Genomic DNA, 20,440 nt, shown 5'->3' on the forward strand with positions numbered 1-20,440 from the left:
ATGTTTACTATATTTAAAATGATCGCGATCCATAATTAATTATTAAATAAGCTTTAAATGTTACTCAAACCCTCATTATTAAAAGCTTCTTCCCATTTAAAACCATTAAATCCCGTTATATCCCGTCTTACTTAATCCATCTGTCCTCATTCATCCATGGCTGGTGAGCCGACTGTGCCATCATCTCCGGCTCTCCACATAAAGATATCGTCACCGTTACCACCAGACAGCAGATCGTTACCGCCACCGCCCTGGAGGATATCATCTCCTGCTCCGCCATTAAGTACGTCATCTGAAACGGTATTTGCAGTAATTTGCGCAGTTCCCTGGCTAGTGTCTCCATTGGTACCACTTCCAGGGCCATCTACATAGTTGCTGTTGATAGTCACACCGTCATTGAAGCTAACACTGAATGGTACATTCTCATCACCAAAATCTCCCCCATGATCAAGGTCTTCATCGCCATCATTAGCATCAATGCCAAAGTAGAGTGTTTCACCTTCAATGAAAGCATTTGGATCAAAGGTTATCACTAATTCAGTTGTGTCTCCTGAGGTGACTGTTGTGATATCCGCCAAATTGATATCTGTCGAGCTGCCTATCGTGAAGGCTTTACTACCCCCGCCAGATTGGTTGAAAGTACCAATGCCACTTACATCTATCCTGATCTCAGTAATATAGAGTCCGGCACCGGCAACAAAGGCGAAGCTGTACTGGTTGTTATTACTACCGTTAGTCGCCCCTCCTGAGACAAAAGCGTTCACTGTTCTCGGTACAATCGATGCTGTAGAGCCATCCCCACCAATCAGGATATCGTTACCCGCACCACCATTGAGTGTCTCAGCATCAGAACCACCAATCAGGATTTCATCCAGGTAATCGCCCTGAATCGTATCGCCAGACTGACGTTCTACAGAAACATTTCCATCATCCGAACGAGTACCGGCAGTGTTGGTATAGCTAAAGCTACCACCATCGGTATCGTTATCATCGAATTCGATGGAGTCAGCATTATCCGTCACGCTGCCTTCATCCGCATTGAAGACAGCAGAGACAATCTGACTGCCACTGTCTGGGCCGGTATCGTTGGCTAGTAGCGCCCAGTCGGGAATATCAACCGGATCTTGGTTGGTCAGTACAAAGTCATCACGAACAATCATCGGACCAGCTGCCGGATCAATCGTTACCGTCAAGGTACTGGAATCCATATCCCCATCATAATCACTGATAGTGAAGGTAAACACCTCTTGTACTTCAGACAACACCACATCCGGGCCAAAATACTCATAGTCACCGGTATCCATATCGATGGTGAGCGTACCGCCTTCAGGCGTAGTGATAGTCCACACATTGGTCGTGTCATCAAACGAACCATTGGAAGCCCCACCACTAACAGATTGGTTATCGTTTGGCTGTTCGTAAATATAATTGACGCCACCAACGGTAACCGAATAAATCCAGCCCTCATCAGCACCTGCGCCACCATCAATTAAGTTGCCGGAAAGCGGTGGGACATCTATGGTGCCTATTAGCGTGGCCTGCAAGTCGGCAAAGTCAGAGACCACGATGGAGTCCGTATCGACTTCTTCCACTCCATCATAGGCAATTGGGTCCAACTCATCTTCATCGACACCTGTGCCCATTCCCAGTGAGAATGAATTGATATTGTTGAGTTCAAGGAAATCAATCCAGTCATCTTCCTCATCGGAATCAATACCGCTACCACCGCCCAGGTTGTTATTTCCATCAGGTACAGTGGCCGAATTGCTGACATTATTGGAATTTGGCTCACCATCCGACATGAAGTAGGAAATATTTTGTCCATCTCCAAGTTTGCCGCCAAGGGCAAAAGCGTTGATGGCATCGTTCAGGGCATCATCGTAGTTAGTATTTCCCCCTGCTGTCAGCCCCAGAATGATAGCCTTAGCCTGGTCGACTGTTACCCAGCCACCACTAGGGTTAGAAGCACTGGTAGCAAAGGTGATGATATTAACCATGACATCACCATAAGCATCGTATTGGTCCAACAGCTCAAGACTGGACTTAATCATCACTTGCAAACGGGTCATACCCTGGAAGTTGGCAGAATCATTCATGCTGCCTGACACATCTAGGATCATCATCAGGTTGGTATTCACTTCCAACGTCGCTTCACCACTGTTTTCTTCAGGAGAGGCGACAGGCACATCATCATCAATACTCACATTGAAGCTGGTTATGCCCTCACTGCCATCATTATCGAGCACACTGACATTAACCGTGAAGTCGACATTGTTTTCATTGTCCGCATCCGGATGCTTCACCGCTTGCAACAACGTCACATCATAATCAGCACCACTCGCATTGATGTTTGTCAGTGTGACGGTAAACACCTGGTTAGCTGCATCACTACTGTCAGTGCCGGCAACATAACCAATCAGCGTATTACTGCCACTGTCCCAGATGGTATCGACTGCATCACCATCATGTGTCATCAGACCGGTAGTATCAGCGGTGGTTGATAAGCTGACACTGTCAAAGCCATCAGCCCCGACGGTGTAGCTTATAGTGCCGCTAGTGATAGGGTTATCATCACCGGTTGCACTATCATCATTGCCCATTGGCAAATCATCTTCATCAACCAGAGCATTGCTCGCACTCAGTTCGGTCACACCAGTATCAGTGATACCTACTGTTACCTGTTTGGTCACAAAGTCACCGTCATTATCAGTCACGGTATAACTAAAGACATCACTGACCGGAGCACCACCCGGGTTGACCACATTAGCCGGTGGTGTATAAATCAACTGACCACTACCATTGATAAACAGACTGCCCTGACCACCTGTGAAACTAATTGCCGGCAGAGTACTATTCAGACCATCTGCCCCGCCGGCAATACCCAGAGTTGAAGCTGCATCGGCGGCGACAACGTTGTTACTACTGCCTTCTGCATAGCTACCACCAATGTAATCCTCGGCAGCAGGAACATCATCAATCGCCCGGATCACTAAGTCATCACTGGCTGTCGTGCCACCAAGTCCGTTGACGCTAATTTCAACGCTGTCATCAAAGTGTGCCAGTGTCACAGCATCATCACCGCTTGGTACGATGCTGTCGTTATCTATCGTGCCATCTAAGGTGTAGCTGTATGCAATCGTGCCACCCATCGCATCGCCGGTATACCCGGTTAGTGTCAACGTACCTTCTCCCGTAGTGACACTATCACTGCCATCAAACGCTTGCACTTCAGCCAACGTAAAGGTGGCGCCGCCAATCACGACATTGATAATACCGTCACTCGCAGACACATCAAAGCTGCCGGTAACGGTTTCACTGTCACTCGCCGCATCACTGCCATCTGGGTTCAGACCCGCTTCATAAACAGTGGCATCCGGGCCTTCAGCCTGGGCGGTTTCTACCGTCGCATCGTCGTCAGCCCCCTTAATGGTAATGGTGAGCGTCGCCGTGTCTTCATCACCGTCGGCATCCGCCATGGTGTAGTTCAACACGTAATCCATCGTGTCGGAAGCCGTCAGTGCTTGCGTGGTCGCTAAGCTGTTATCTAAGGTGTAGCTCCAGCTGCCATCGCCATTTTGAACCAGCGTGCCAAAGCTATTTAATGTCGCAATCGTCGCGGCATCAGCACCACTCCAGCCGACAAACGCAGCAGCCTGGTCGGCATTGGCATCGTCGTTATCCAGTACATTACCCGATACAAAGCTGGTCGCGTCTTCGGTGACCGTTTCAGGGCCATCGTTAACAGCCGTTGGGGTGTCATCAATCGCCCGGATCACTAAGTCATCACTGGCCATCGTGCCACCAAGTCCGTTGACGCTGATTTCAACGCTGTCATCAAAGTGTGCCAGTGTCACAGCATCATCACCGCTTGGTACGATACTGTCGTTATCAATCGTGCCATCTAAGGTGTAGCTGTATGCAATCGTGCCACCCATCGCATCGCCGGTATACCCGGTTAGTGTCAACGTACCTTCTCCCGTAGTGACACTATCACTGCCATCAAACGCTTGCACTTCAGCCAGCGTAAAGGTGGTGCCGCCAATCACGACATTGAGAATACCGTCACTCGCAGACACATCAAAGCTGCCGGTAACGGTTTCACTGTCACTCGCCGCATCACTGCCATCTGGGTTCAGACCCGCTTCATAAACAGTGGCATCCGGGCCTTCAGCCTGGGCGGTTTCTACCGTCGCATCGTCGTCAGCCCCCTTAATGGTAATGGTGAGCGTCGCCGTGTCTTCATCACCGTCGGCATCCGCCATGGTGTAGTTCAACACGTAATCCATCGTGTCGGCAGCCGTCAGTGCTTGCGTGGTCGCTAAGCTGTTATCTAAGGTGTAGCTCCAGCTGCCATCGCCATTTTGAACCAGCGTACCAAAGCTATTTAATGTCGCAATCGTCGCGGCATCAGCACCACTCCAGCCGACAAACGCAGCAGCCTGGTCGGCATTGGCATCGTCGTTATCCAGTACATTACCCGATACAAAGCTGGTCGCGTCTTCGGTGACCGTTTCAGGGCCATCGTTAACAGCCGTTGGGGTGTCATCAATCGCCCGGATCACTAAGTCATCACTGGCTGTCGTGCCACCAATACCATTCACGCTAATTTCAACGCTGTCATCAAAGTGTGCCAGTGTCACAGCATCATCACCGCTTGGTACGATACTGTCGTTATCAATCGTGCCATCTAAGGTGTAGCTGTATGCAATCGTGCCACCCATCGCATCGCCGGTATACCCGGTTAGTGTCAACGTACCTTCTCCCGTAGTGACACTATCACTGCCATCAAACGCTTGCACTTCAGCCAACGTAAAGGTGGCGCCGCCAATCACGACATTGATAATACCGTCACTCGCAGACACATCAAAGCTGCCGGTAACGGTTTCACTGTCACTCGCCGCATCACTGCCATCTGGGTTCAGACCCGCTTCATAAACAGTGGCATCCGGGCCTTCAGCCTGGGCGGTTTCTACCGTCGCATCGTCGTCAGCCCCCTTAATGGTAATGGTGAGCGTCGCCGTGTCTTCATCACCGTCGGCATCCGCCATGGTGTAGTTCAACACGTAATCCATCGTGTCGGCAGCCGTCAGTGCTTGCGTGGTCGCTAAGCTGTTATCTAAGGTGTAGCTCCAGCTGCCATCGCCATTTTGAACCAGCGTACCAAAGCTATTTAATGTCGCAATCGTCGCAGCATCAGCACCACTCCAGCCGACAAACGCAGCAGCCTGGTCGGCATTGGCATCGTCGTTATCCAGTACATTACCCGATACAAAGCTGGTCGCGTCTTCGGTGACCGTTTCAGGGCCATCGTTAACAGCCGTTGGCAGATCATCCGATACTTCGACATTGACTATGCCGGTTGCTGTATCACCATCAATATCGGTAGCCACTACGCCCATGCTACCCAATGCTTTCAAGTCATCGACATTGACGGTTGGGTGACTATCGTAATTGTTATTCAGTGTTGCAGTGATAGTGGCGGTATCACCGATCACACCCAAATCCAGTGTGACGATATCGTCAACACCATCACGGCCGATAATCTGATTATCATTCACTCGTTCCCAAGTCAGGCTTGGATCCAAACCACTCAGATCCATGCTGAACACAATACTGGCTATCGGATCACTGCCCGGTGTGAATACGATGCTTCCGGTGTCGAAATCATCAACAGCAGGTGTAGAGCCATCAGCGAGGTTCTGGTCATCCAGACTCAGCGTGATGGGTTCTCCAGCCAGTGGATCTTGGCCATCCGCAATCGAAATTGGTTGCATGGCTTCGGCATTATCACCATCCGCATCTTCAATCCGATAAGAGAAGCTGGCATCGACATCACCCTCGGTGTTATTCACACTGTCAGCGGGTTCAAATGTCCAGTTGCCATTAGCATTGAAGCTGTAGTCACCCACACCATCAATACTGAAGCCATAATTACCAGAGCCCAAATCAGTACCTGTGGTGATATCCACAAACCCATCACCCAAATCAACATGTGTGAGCGTAATCGGCTCATCCGCGCCGGGGACATCATTTGTCAGAACATTGCCATTAATAGCCGCATCACCTTCGGTGAGAGCAATTGGCGTTTCATTGTTGGCGACCGGCACATCATTTTGCACACTGATCGTAAACAGACCCGCATTCAGTCCATTCAGAGTCGCAACATCACCATCGAAATCTTCGACACTGGCGGTGATGATAGATGAAAAGTCGATACTGCCGACCGAACTCCCTGGTCCAGTCACCAAGTCAGTGGTGGTATCACTGTCGGTATCAACGTGATCGAGTTGATCGTCGAGATCAAAGGCCCAACTGCCATCGGCATTAACGGTCAGGGTGAAGATAATAGTACCGCCAGCCATTGCAGTGAGCACATTGCCGTCAACGCTATAACTCACCGCCTCGCCGTTTGAGTAAAGCGTGGGTAAACCACTGGTATCTGCTTGCAAACCAAATGTCACAGAGACAGGTTCATCGGCACCGTCATTGACGACAATCAGACTACTCAGATCACCTGCAACACCGCTCGCTTCATCATCACTGTTATCCTGACCGGCGTCGAGAATACCTTCAGAACTGTCCGTTGCTTCCACAGCGGTGGATAAAGCATCTTCGGCTACCAGCGCTGTAACCGGGTTAAACTCACCACTGACAGAAACCAGCGTAGGCACGTCATCCTGAACCTGAACGGCGAAGACTTCTACATCATCATCGGTCCAGACAAGTTCATCGCCATCGGCATCAGTGACTTTCAGTATTTTCGTGAAATCAATGCTGCCAACGGTAGAAATATCGTAGCCACCATCACCAGTCAGCAGAGTAAAGTTTTCTCCATCACCGGCAGCGTGATCCAACTGATCATCGAGGTCAAAGTACCAGTCGCCATTACTATGAACAGTCATGGTAAACACAACACGACCACCCGCCATTGCCGTCAATACAGAGACATCTGAATCGCCACTCACACTGTAGGTTACTGACTCTCCTTGGGAGTAGAGACCGGGTAGCAGTTCATTGAGCGTGGCACTGTCATCAATCAAGCTGAATGTAGCAGGCGCATCGGCACCAACAGAAACCACATAATGCAAAGAACCTGCTATATGTGAACCGGTTTCATCGTCCGTGAGCAAACCACCATCACGGTTACCTTCAGATAAATCCCCAGCATCACCCAATAAAGTCGACATACCCTCTTCATGCACTTGGGCAATAATTTGAGCTTGCTCTTCATCACCTTCTGCACGCACAGGCACATCATCATCAACATTAACGCGTAAGACGCCACTCGCAGCGTCGCCATCACTATCAATAATGGTGTAAGCCAAATCGATGAATAGATTGTTTTCTGATTCGCCAGGCGCATGATCGAGAGGGCCATGCAATGTGAAAGCATAATCAGTCGTACCGGAGTCAGGTATTTCAGCGGTGAAAATAATTTCAGCCATACCATAAGGCTGAAATTCATAATTTTGGTCAATACGCACAAAATCATAATCACCATAATAATCATCACTTGTCAGCGTGTAGCCCACTAACATACTGCCATCCGCCGATACCCAAAATAAAACAGGCTGGCCGCCGGACGTTAAGCCCGAAGGTTGAGCAGCTTCAGCTTGGAAACCGACACTGCCAGCACCATCACTACCAAAGCTGGCGTTTAACTTACCGGTCTGCGTAGTAGATGAGTTGGGAGGCAGATCGTCCCCTGGTTCTTCATCATTATTGCCAAACTTGAATGGAAAAGTAGTGAAATAGTCCGTATCAGACCCAAACGCTGTGATAATGGCAGAGGGTCCAACAAAACTGATCTGGATATCGCCACCTAAGTCATCTTCATCGACAAACACTTCGGTGTTACCCGTAGTTGGTGAGCCGTCTTCCTCATCCAGAATAATAATGTCTTCTTCAGGCAAGTCGTATTCATTGAACACACCAATCGTATCGAAGCCTGCCTCAGGTCTGACGGTAGGATTCAGGTAGTCAACAAATACGGGGGCATGGCCTTCATTTCCAGTAACAACCCCTGCACCAGCAGCCGTGGCATCGCCCACCTCAGTAGGATCGTCACCGGCCAATAACGCCGCCTGAATCGCAGCGATATCATCAGGCACATCATCAGTTTCAGTCGCAACTGTAGTCGTAGCGGAAAGATCAAAAACGGCGTTATCCAGCATGACCTGAGAGCTTCGCCCCAAGTCCATCACACTGCCATCGTTTAATTCTATTTCGATAGCTGCTGCAATATTTGTCGTTATGAGTTCGTTGGCATAGACATTATCACCAACTTGAAGAGTTCTGGAAGAACCATCGGTTGCCGTCGCAGTGACGTTACCAATAAGTGCTTTTACAACGCCGATTTGTGTAGCCATGATCCTGTCCTCCTATAGAACTAAAACACGGTCTTTTGACGCAAAGCTAAAGTGTGACTTTTAATCTGCTCCTTTTTTTACGGGGTGGATAGTGTACTTTGGTACAGTGTAAGAAATATGTTACGAAAGCCTGTACATAACTGTTACACAACATAAAAAAAGGCCGACTAAAAAGCCGGCCTTAAGGTTTGATTAAGTTATTTAGACGAGACTATCAACTTTGGTCTACATTCAGCTGACCGTTTGTAATCAGTGTGTTGATAATGTCGGCTTGTGACATACCGGAAGTATCTCCACCTGCCAACTGATCCACCGTGGTGTTTTGCAAAGTGATAATCTGATTCATATCACCACCGTTGCCTTCTGGCGTGACTTCAATAACTACGTCACTACCATTCTGGGCCACGCTGATATAGTCAGTGATATCACCCGACTCTTCACCTTGCAGCAAGTCAGCCAGATCCAGCGAGTCACCTTCAGCAGCACTGAAATCAGTGATGAAATCTACTGCCGGCGAACCAGCTGTACCTTCATCGCCATCATTCCACTGGAAGATATCAGCACCAGCACCACCGGTCAGAATGTCGTTACCGGCACCACCAATCAGGGTATCGTCGCCGCCATTACCCATCAGGTTATCATCACCAGCACCACCATTAAGCGTATCAGCCTGGTCAGAGCCTATTAAGACATCGTCTCCACCCAGAGCACTCACACTTTCACCAGCAGCATCAGCGACCACGACGTTATCGTTTTCATCAACCACGTAGTCATGGTCATTGATGTCGATGGTTAACGTAGCAGTATCTTCACTACCGTCCGCATCCACTACCGTGTAGGTAAAGCTTTCACTACTACCTGCTGGTAAGTCTTCTGCATTTGGTGTGTAGCTATAATCACCGTTTTCATCAATGGTTAATGTGCCGTACAGCCCATCAATATCGGTGCTACCACTGACTGGATCACCGTTCACCACGGTCACAGACAAACCACCATCTGCACCCGCGTCATCATTGGCTAACACATTGCCAGTAGCGGCTGCTAATGCAGCAAGCGCAGCGGTATTTACTGTGGTTGAGTAGGTATTTTGAGTGAAGTCAAACGAGTTGACTCTCAAATTACTCATAGAGGCTCTTAAATTGCCACTCCAGGTATTGTCATCGCCATACAAGCGGACATAATACTGACCACTTTCATCGATTCCATCGAAACTGACTGTTTGGTCAAAATTAATGTCAACATTCTCTACCAACTGGTCACTTCCTCCATCCACAACTTTATATAGTTGAGCGAGAATTTGATCGTCTGACCTATAACTTGAAATATCAATGTCTATCAAGATATTTGCTTGATGGTCATTATCGGCGTCAATCTCGATATTACCCGTTGTTGCAGCATCAGCCGACCAACCAGGATTTATATTGTGATTGATATTGTAAGAATCTTGGTCAGGTGTATCACTCCAGTTTTCAGTCGTAACAGTGGCAAACTCAGTCCCATCAAATGACCAAGTGGCTTCTTCAACCGAGTCAGTATCATTCTCAGCTACTGGCACACTGTCTTGTGTGCTAACAGTCAGATTGCTACTAGCTTGGTCGCCATCCGCATCCTGCATGGTGTAGTTGATAACTGAACTTACATCCGTATCAGTGTCAGATAACCCGGTGAACTCGTAGCTGCCATCACTGTTAATCACCACGGTGCCTGCATCCGTGTCGAACGTTGCAGATGTTGTAGAACCGCTGAAGGTAACGGTATTACCATCATAGGTCACATCAACCAAGATAGGCGTCCCATAACCATCTGCACCAGCTTCGTCATTATCCAGCACATTGCCTATCACAGGATTTGGCGTAGCTGTCACAGTCGAGCCGAATGTTACAGCCAAATCATCTATATCATCCAGAATAATGACATTGTCATCATCTGAGCCAGTGTAGGTAGAACTTGTCTCACCCTCAGTCCAGGCAATGGGTTCCAGATAACCTATATCACCACTATCCAGACCGTTATAACCAACAGCATAGGAGTCATCAAAACCATTGCTATCAAGGAAGTTAATCCAGTTAGCTTCCTCACTACCGATAATGCCATAACTGCCTGTGTTATTAGTCTCATTCGGCTCACCATCGGAGATGAACATAGAGACTAACTGACCACCACCTGCAGGCGGTGCAGTGAAGTTGTCTGTTACAGCCTCAAGAGCGGCATCATAATCAGTTGTTCCTCCACTGGAAAGTCCATTAATCACATTCATAGCATCATTAAGGTTCGTGAACCATCCACCATCAACACCAGAGTCGTGGAATTGCCCCCCAGATGAGAACGATGTAATAAACACTGAATGCACCGAGCCATTGTTAAACAATGTTTGCAGTGAAGACTTCAATGAATCAAGGTCACTGTTACTAACACTGCCTGATCTATCGATCATCAATACCAGATCGGCTCCCAGTGTTGAACTTGAACCTTCGTTAGATTCAACACTATCCGCTGTTGCAGTTGGCACATCATCAACAATTTCCACTGACAAGGTGTCATTAGCCAAGTCACCATCGACATCACTCAGAACAACATCAAAGTTTTCGAACACATTGTTCTGACCATCGTTGGCAGGCCCATGCGTTAAGGTGTTGTCAACCAACTCATAGGTATAGGTAATTTCACCAGTACCTGCATCAAAACCGGTCACTGATAAGGTATTACCTAATCCAGTAGTAAAGCTTGTTGCTGAGAACACGCCATCTGTAATAACCGCTTCACCACCGATAGTTAAATCATCAATACCATCTGCTGCACTGATGGTGAATGTGCCTTCCTGAGTCGTAGACTCTTTAGATGTATCTGAACCATCTGTTAAGTCATCTTCATCAACAGAGACATCACCACCTTGTGCTTGCGGTGTCAGGTCTTCAATAACAGGACCGTAATTCACATCAACCGAAGTACTACCCGCTGTTTGCAGGCTTTCATACTCTGTACCACCCGACGCAACCCCACTAATACTATTGGTGATGGCTGTTTGGTTAGTAATCTCAGCATCTGTATACGTTGCTGTCACTGAACCAGAAGTCTGGCCTGCCAGAATGGTCACTTGCTCACTATTAGCCAGGTTGATAACAAGGTTAGCATCTGGATCTATAGCACCCGGACCACCTGTCAAAGTAACGGTGTAGATAATGTCACCACCATCTTCAGAGATATCAGTAGTCGATGTGCTTAGTGTTGCAGTCACCGCATCACTATCGTCAGTGATTGTGGTGCTTACAGTGCTGGCGTCATACCCCAGGTTCTCGAAGGCACCATCACTACCTGCATTGGCTTCCGAAACGCTAGTGATGCTGTTGTCGATGCTGTCTGTTTCCAGATAGACATCATCCCGTTCAACGGCAACAGGAGCCGAGTCACTACTGCTGCTACCTGCGGCAATGGTGATTGTTTCACCATTATCCAAGGTCACAGTAATCGCATTAGCGGTGGTCACGGGGTTGTTATCCCCATCAACCAGGCTCGCTGTATAGGTAATGCTGCCGCCATCTTCGCTAGTGGAGTTGGTTGCACTCAGCACCACCGTCACCGCATCACTATCGTCAGTGATGGTGGTGCTTACAGTGCTGGCGTCATACCCCAGGTTCTCGAAGGCACCATCACTACCTGCATTGGCTTCCGAAACGCCAGTGATGCTGTTGTCGATGCTGTCTGTTTCCAGATAGACATCATCCCGTTCAACGGCAACAGGAGCCGAGTCACTACTGCTGCTACCTGCGGCAATGGTGATTGTTTCACCATTATCCAAGGTCACAGTAATCGCATTAGCGGTGGTCACGGGGTTGTTATCCCCATCAACCAGGCTCGCTGTATAGGTAATGCTGCCGCCATCTTCGCTAGTGGAGTTGGTTGCACTCAGCACAACGGTGACATCATCAATAGTGTCGTTAATGGTGACCGTTGATGTATCAGAAGTATCCAGCGATGAGAAGTCACCGCCCGTTGTTCCAGTGACACCCACGGTATAGTCTTCACCATCGATAATGACATCATCGCCTTGTACAACAAATGGTGTGGAATCAGCACTAGTGGCACCAACTGGAATGGTAATGATTGCACCATTGTCCAGCGTGATAACTAGTGGCGTACCAGTGACAGCATTTTCTACACTGCCTGTGATTGTGGCTGTGCCGTCACCTTCATTGACCGTAACATCATTCAGAGTGATAACGTCAGCTACCTGAGCATTCACAATCGTAATCGCCACGGCACCTTGAGCTGTATCGCCGTCACCATCAGTAACAGTAAAGTTGAAGTTCTCGACTTCATCTTGCTCAACAGAACCACTGTCAACGCTATAGCTATACTCGCCATTGGCTTTAACTTGCAGTGTGCCATGATCCAATTCGATTTCTTGAGAGAAACCATCTTGGCCGAAGGTTAACGTTGTGCCATTCACAGCGGTGACTTCACCACCATCTTCGCCAGCGTCAAAGACCAATTGACCGTCAACAGTCTCGCCCTCATCTACTTCGGTAGCAGTCTGCTCACCCACACTTGGACCATCATCTTCGAAGGCAAACAGCACGCCCACATCAATGCTATCGGCCGCTGTATCGCCATCTGCATCGGTCACAGTGGCAACCAAAGCAATCGCACCCGCATTAATTGTCGCAGGAGATAATGCTTCGTCGTGGTCTTCTACATCATCATGTTCAACAGCACGTTGTTGCGTCAGCGTGACTTCACCTGCAGCGTCAACACTTGCGGTAAATACAACAAGGTCGAAGTTATCATCAGTCGTGATGTAGCCTTCTACCTCACCCGCACCATTAATACGCAGTTGAACAGGTTTATCACTCAAGGTATCAACCAGGCCGGTTTCAACCTCGGTATCAACAGATAATGCGTATGCCACATTGCCTTCACCATCAGCACCAAAGCTGATATCAAAGCTACCGGCCAAGTTCATTGAGTCACTAGCGCTACTATCCAGATCCGTTTCGTCAACGGTGATGCCACCAACACGTGTCAGCTCAACATTCACATTCACGTCGTTGTAATCACCATCACCCGTCGGGATTTGTAAGTCTTCCCAGTTCTGATTACCAGTTAGAGCGTTATCTTGAACATGGTCTTGGCCATCGTTATTTAATGCCGCAACATCAAACAACACATTACTACCAGAACCGGCTAGAGGTTGGCCGTTTACTTGCGCTTCCCAATGTCCAGAACTATCTTTAACAAACGTGACTTCCGTATCATTTTCCAGACCGCCGTTGTTAGTAAAGCCGTTAGGAATGATAAAGAAACCGACTTGATCTGCACTCACGCCTTCCAGCGTTACAGTGGCAGACTCATTGGCAGGATCCTGAACGTTGTTCCAGATAATCACACCGTCTGTTGGATCACCATTTTCGCCTTTAATGTAGTAGCCGTAGCTGCTGTTATAGCCTGCCGAGCTAACTTCATTATGATTTGTCACGGTCATTTCGAGACTGACAGCTGGCTGCTCTGAACTGATAGTTGGTGCATCATCTTCAAAGTTAAACAGACCACCACTCAGGTCCAGCGACGCACTAGCACTGTCAGCATCCGCATCGGTAATTTCTTTAATTAAACTCAGCGTTTCAGCGTCCAATACCAGCGATTGTGAATCATCTGGGTTTTGAGCATCAGGCTGCCAGATATTATCCAACTGTGTCAGTGTTACTTCACCCGTTTCAGCATTAACACTGATAGTGAAATATTCAACACCACCAACAGAACCGATAATGTCACCGTTTACTTCATTGAGGACAATTTCTGAGCCTTGACCGAAGCCATCACCATCCGTTGTTACCGTATCGGTACTATCGACAGCAAAAAGACCAGATGCTACATCGCTACCATTCAGGTTCAGGCTATAACTTTCACTACCTGCACCATCGGCACCAAATTCACCCGTGAAGAAACCGCTGAAATCGAAGCTTGCTACCGTAGAGGCACCAGCTTCGCTGTTGCCATCAGCCAGCGCTGATTCATCAACCGTCAGGCTAACACCAGCATTCAGGTTAATATTGTCTAGGTAACCACCCAAACTGTTGGCATTACCCAAACCTTCAAACGCCAGCGTTTGTGCACTGTCTGTATCCAAACCAGTAAAGCTCAGTGTTACGGTTGTCCAACCATTCGCACTGGTACTTTGTGTTGCTGTAACGCCTGCAGGCAAAGTGCCAAAGTCAATATTGCCAGCGGCATCGGTATCTAGCGTGACTGTGTTGCCACCCAGAGAAACAGAGATATCACTGTCTGCAACACTGCCAGGACGTGGTTTAAAGTCAAAGCTTAGAATCGCGTCAGGTGTCGGCAAATCAACTTGTGTCGACAATACAGTTAGTGTTGTACCACCGTCACCATTGCTGTCATGAGCATCCAACTCAGCATGGGCATTACCATCTGAAGCCGAACTGCCACCAACATTACCCGTCTGAATTTCGATACCGGCACCGTTTACGGTCCATTCAATACCATTGTTGCCAATGATGGTGCCGCCACCTTCACCAACTACCGTCCAATTATTGTTAGACAGTTCTGGTGCAAAGTTTTCAAAAGATTCACTCAGCAGGTTGATTTGCTGGCTGGTGATAACAGGAGTGTCATCATCAATTAATAAAGTCAGATGACCATCCGCTGTATCGCCATCACCATCTGTGACCGTGAAGCCAAGCGTAAACGCTGCTTCATTTTCGGCATCACCAGCAGTGTGCAGCACATTACCTGTTTGGGTGTATGTGTAGTCGCCGGTATTTTCATCCAATGTGATAACAGCAATTTCTACAGGGACACCATCTTGCTGTTGAGTCAGTATCAGTGAACCCTCAGCATTTACGCTAAAGCTGATACCCGCCGTAGCATCATCAACAGAACTAGTGTCTGTATTCCATGCAACCGTACCACCGTCAGCACCTGCAGAGAATTGCAGCGTACCCGTCTGGTTGTATTCTTTACTATCAGTACCTGCGCCGTCGTTTGTATTAGCGCCTTCACCCGGATTGCCGTCCAAACCTGCTACGGTGTCATCATCACTGATGATACGCATGGTGTTGACTTCGTAGTCAGCAACCGTTGGTGTGTCATCATCAATCAATAATGTCACATAGCCATCTGCCGTATCACCATCACCATCGGTAACAGTGAAGCCAAGTTTGAATGACGCTTCATTTTCGTCATTACCCGGTGTGTGCAGTACATTCGCTGTTTGGGTATAGACATAATCACCGGTGTTCTCATCCAACGTGACAATGGCTACTTGGACGGGTTCAGCCCCACCTTGATCCTGCATGATCAACAGCGAGCCATCACCATCAACTACAAAAGTGATACCTGCTGTCGCATCTTCAACTGAACTGGTGTCTGTATTCCATGCAACCGTACCGCCGTCTGCACCTACAGAGAATTGCAGGGTTTTGACTTGGTTGTACTCGTTACTGTCACCGACACCACCAGGGTTACCGTTCAAACCAGCGACCGTGTCATCATCACTGATGATACGCATGGTGTTGACTTCGTAGTCAGCAACCGTTGGTGTGTCATCATCAATCAATAATGTCACATAGCCATCAGCCGTATCACCATCACCATCGGTAACAGTGAAACCAAGTTTGAATGACGCTTCATTTTCATCATTACCCGGTGTGTGCAGTACATTCGCTGTTTGGGTATAGACATAATCACCAGTGTTCTCATCCAACGTAACAATGGCTACTTGGACGGGTTCAGCCCCACCTTGATCCTGCATGATCAACAGCGAGCCATCACCATCAACTACAAAAGTGATACCTGCTGTCGCATCTTCAACTGAACTAGTGTCTGTATTCCACGCAACCGTACCGCCGTCTGCACCCACAGAGAATTGCAGGGTTTTGACTTGGTTGTACTCGTTACTGTCACCGACACCACCAGGATTACCGTTCAAACCAGCGACCGTGTCATCATCACTGATGATGCGCATGGTGTTGACTTCGTAGTCAGCAACCGTTGGTGTGTCATCATCAACATTGACTCGCAGCGAACCTGTTGCCGTGTCGCCATCCCCATCAGTGACGAGGTATCCAATATTGAAATTCTGATTGTTTTCGTTGTTGTTGCCGTTATCGCGATGATCAATTGGCGCGTTCTGCGTCACTGAATATTCGCCCGTTTGCGGGTCCAACGTCAGTGTCAGAACAGTTTCACCATCCTGTTTTACGAGCAGGTCATCACCATCCGCTTCATAGCTGAAACCGTTTGGTGCGCCACTGGTCTGCCAACTGATACTGCCACCATCCGCACCGAAACTGTGCGACAGCGTACCGGTGACATTGGCAGAGTCAGTGTTATCGCCTGGACCACCAGGGTTACCACCTTCCAGTGCATCATCATCAAGGCGAACTCTTGCATTGTTGCCGACCTCAGGCGAGTCATCGACGATTTCAATGAAGAAGTTTTCGTCCAAAGTGATTTGGTCACCATCGGCATCAGTTACAACGACCAAGGTTGAGAAATCGATAGACAGGAGGTTTTCTTCCAGAATGCCATCAGCATGGTCCAGCGGCCCCATTAATGTGAAGGTGTAATCACCATTCGCATCCAATGTCAGGGTGAAGATCGGAGTTTGATTTGCCACAGCGTACAAAGTGTTACCTTGAACGGCATAACTAAGTGGCTCGTCATCTGATGTCAGATTTTGTGCAATAAGTTGTGTGTAATCACCTGAAAGTGTGAACGTCGCAGGTTCATCTGCACCTACATTGACTTGGTCAGCCAGTGAACCTGTTGCGATGGCCGTGTCAGGCCAGCCATCTACAGCAATTGTGATCGTGCCGAAGGGACCGAGATCGATAGTAGTAATGAAGTCATCAAGCTCCTGATTACCAGAAGGCAATGCTTCTTCTTCCACGATGCCGACTTCAGGCAACCAACCAGCTTGTTCAGGCACGTCGTCAGTGACGTTAATGACAAAACCACTTTCCAGCGTAATGGCATCACCATCGGCATCAGTAGCGACAATCACTGAAGATAGGTCTAGTGGTAAGTTATTTTCGCCGTTAGCATCAGCATGATCCAGCTGATCACTCAGTGCGAAGGTGAAGTCACCATTCTCGTTCAGTGTCAGCGTAAACACCTCACGGCCATCCGCTTCTGCGGTAAGTACATTACCATCGACAGAATAGCTCAGCGCTTCGCCTTGCGACGTCAGATTTTGAGCCAATAACGCGTCGAAGTTATCCGCCAAGGTGAAGCTACCAGCGCCATCAGCGCCGAATGAGACTAGAGAAGCAACAGAACCACTGACATTGGCCGGGCCATTATCAAACGGGCTTAGCGGGCTACCAGTAAAGGAACCATCCGTGTCATCACCATCATTTGGCTCATTACCTTCAGACAGTTCAGTTCTGATGTCATCTTCATCAATCGTGAATTCAACTGTCTCGCCTGAAGCGACAGGCGCATCATCATCCACTGTGACATTGAAGCTACCAACAGCCGAGTCGCCATCAGAGTCTGTAGCAATGAACTCAAAGCTTAGGTCGATATCATCTTCCGTATTGGCTTCTGGGTGGTCTAAATTACCCAGTAATGTGAAGGTGTAACTACCATTGTCTTCATCAGACACCGTGACAGTAAATACTTCGCTGTAGCTGTCTGTGCCTTGCTCGCCTGTATAGGCGGTCAACATGCTACCGTCTTCATTGATACTGTAGCTGACCGGTTGGCCGTCTGCTGTCAGACCTTCAGGCGCAACTTGCTCTGTGAATGCCACACTGCGATCAAAATCAGACTCGGCATCGTTGTTATCATCTGCACCCCAGTTGATAGCAAGGCTTCCACCAGCAACGGTTGCTTCGCCAGGAAGGTCATCGCCGTCATCACCAGTAATTATGCTGCCTCCAGCAGGTAATGCGGTGATCACGACTCCTGTACTGAAATTGATGTGATAAGGTCCCATCGGGCCATCATGTGCCCCGCTTCTCGCTTCAGCTTCGGTCAGAACCCAGTCACCAATGGCGAGTTGATAATTTCCTTCAGGTAGATCGCTAAATGATAACTCTGAGTCTAACCAATCAACAGGATCGCCATCATCATCGGTGCCAACCAATTGACCAGTATCAGCATTGAACAGATATATTTGGCTATCAAACGAATCCGTTACACTATCGCCATTTAGGTCACCAGCATAACGTTCGCTATCAATATTTATGACCAATTCACCGCCACTGTGAGTAAAGTGCCAGTGATCTACAACCCCATCAGCTGGCTGCCCAAGAACCACAGTTGCTCCCTCGGCATAACTATCACCCGCATTGCCGTTGATACCTTCTTCATCAACAGAAACCGCTTCTGGTGTGCCGATAACAGGCATATCGTCATCGATACTCAGATCAAAGCTACCATAAGCTTGATCGCCATCAGCATCGGTGGCTGTGTAATTTAGAACAAGATTCAGGTTATCTTCAGTTCCAAGTGACTCACCATCAGCACCTACTGGATGATCGAGGTTATCCAGCAGTTCGATATTAACTTGTGTACCCGGTCCGAATTCCCAAACGCTTACGTGAATATTGATGACAGGTTGCCCGTCAGCAGTACCTTCGAGTGTATTCGTTAATGCATTCCAGTTGAATTGAACTTCAACGCCATTCGAGGTCAGTGAGTTGCCAAACTGATCAACGATGCCTTCTGCACTGATTTCAACCGGATTTTCGGCTGCAGGACCATCAGCACCAAAATTAATCGGGAGTGTGATGTATGGCGAACTATAGTCATCACCCGGTGAATCGATATTACCTACGCCGTTATCTGTGTCATCTTCATCAACAGAAGCACCATTATCAAACGGCGAATCGGTAAAACGACCTTCCTGAGGGTAATCTTGTTGTTCGCCGATAACAGGGCTGTCATCGTCCACATTCAATTGAACAATACCCTGAGCAGAGTCACCATCTGAATCAGTGATGGTAAAGGCCATGTTGATCAGCAGGTTTTCTTCAAATGCGCCTTCTTCAGCGGTATCAGCATGATCCAGTGGTCCATAGATACCCGCACTGAAATTCAGCGTTGCAGGATCGATTTGAGCACTGAAAATAATTTCGGCACCGTCAAACTGTGGGCCTTCACTAATTTGACGAACAGTGTAAGGGTAATCACCATTCTCAGCTGCAATATAGCCAATCAGAGTAAGACCGTCTGCAGATACCCAAATTTGAACAGGTTGACCACCGGAGGTCAGACCAGAGGGTTGTGACCCCACAGGATTAAAGCTAATCGAGCCAGGACCATCTGATCCGAAATTTGCATTTAAAGCACCACTAAAAAATGTTGGCGTTGGTGAGGGTAGGTCATCACCTGGCGTGGCGGTATCGCCCACACCCATGTGGAAACCATTTGATAAAAATAGGCTAGTATCGGTTTGAAATTCAGGTTGAATCTGCCCCAATAGGTTTTGCAAAAAGACAGACGAATCAAAATCTCTGTAAGAAGACAGATCATCTTCGTCTAATAAGACAGTGATGGTACCCGCTGTCGGCGTGCCATCGATTAACTGTTCTTCTTCTAAATCTTCAATCTCGTTGTTAACACCGATTGTATCGAAACCAGCTTCAGGCGTTACTTCAGGATTCAGGTAGTTAACAAAAACAGCCTCATGGCCTTCATTACCTGTTCCGGTCACACCAGCGCCAGCAGCAGTGGCTTCACCGACTTCGGTAGGATCTTCACCATCCAACAACGCTTGTTGAATAGCGGCGACATCTTCGGGGATATCTTCAGATGGGGCATCTGCAACAGAGGTTGCCTCAGGATCAAACACGCCATTATCAAGCATCGCCTGGCTGTTTCTTCCGAGATCCATCACACTGCCATCGGCGAATTCAATCTCAACGGCACCTGATTGTCCAGTAGAAATAAGTTCGTTTGCATAAACTCGGTCACCAATTTGTAAGGTGCGAGTCGAGCCATCCATTGCTGTTGCGGTGACGGTACCCAGTACTGCTTTGATTACGCCGATTTGTGTCGCCATGATATCTCCCTTCAAGCCTTTTTTTGAATGAACATGTCGTTCA

General features: G+C 48.2%; 2 protein-coding genes. Both read right to left on the minus strand.

The genetic code is table 11. The annotated features are described in order from the left end of the window. Positions 1-146 precede the first annotated feature (146 nt). Positions 147-8,369 (minus strand): retention module-containing protein, encoded by an 8,223-nt coding sequence (locus tag MDMS009_RS13250; protein WP_008291938.1) that lies wholly within the window; start codon positions 8,367-8,369, stop codon positions 147-149. A gap of 214 nt (positions 8,370-8,583) precedes the next feature. Further along, on the minus strand, positions 8,584-20,397 hold the full coding sequence (locus MDMS009_RS13255; RefSeq protein ID WP_008291998.1) for a retention module-containing protein: 11,814 nt from the start codon (positions 20,395-20,397) through the stop codon (positions 8,584-8,586). Positions 20,398-20,440: the final 43 nt, after the last annotated feature.

It is taken from the genome of Methylophaga thiooxydans DMS010 (genome assembly GCF_000156355.1).
In the GTDB taxonomy this organism is placed as follows: domain Bacteria; phylum Pseudomonadota; class Gammaproteobacteria; order Nitrosococcales; family Methylophagaceae; genus Methylophaga; species Methylophaga thiooxydans.

Excerpts from the sequence above, each read along its gene's own strand:
- MDMS009_RS13255 (WP_008291998.1), bottom strand. The coding sequence starts at position 20,397 with ATGGCGACACAAATCGGCGTAATCAAAGCAGTACTGGGTACCGTCACC.
- MDMS009_RS13250 (WP_008291938.1), bottom strand. The coding sequence starts at position 8,369 with ATGGCTACACAAATCGGCGTTGTAAAAGCACTTATTGGTAACGTCACT.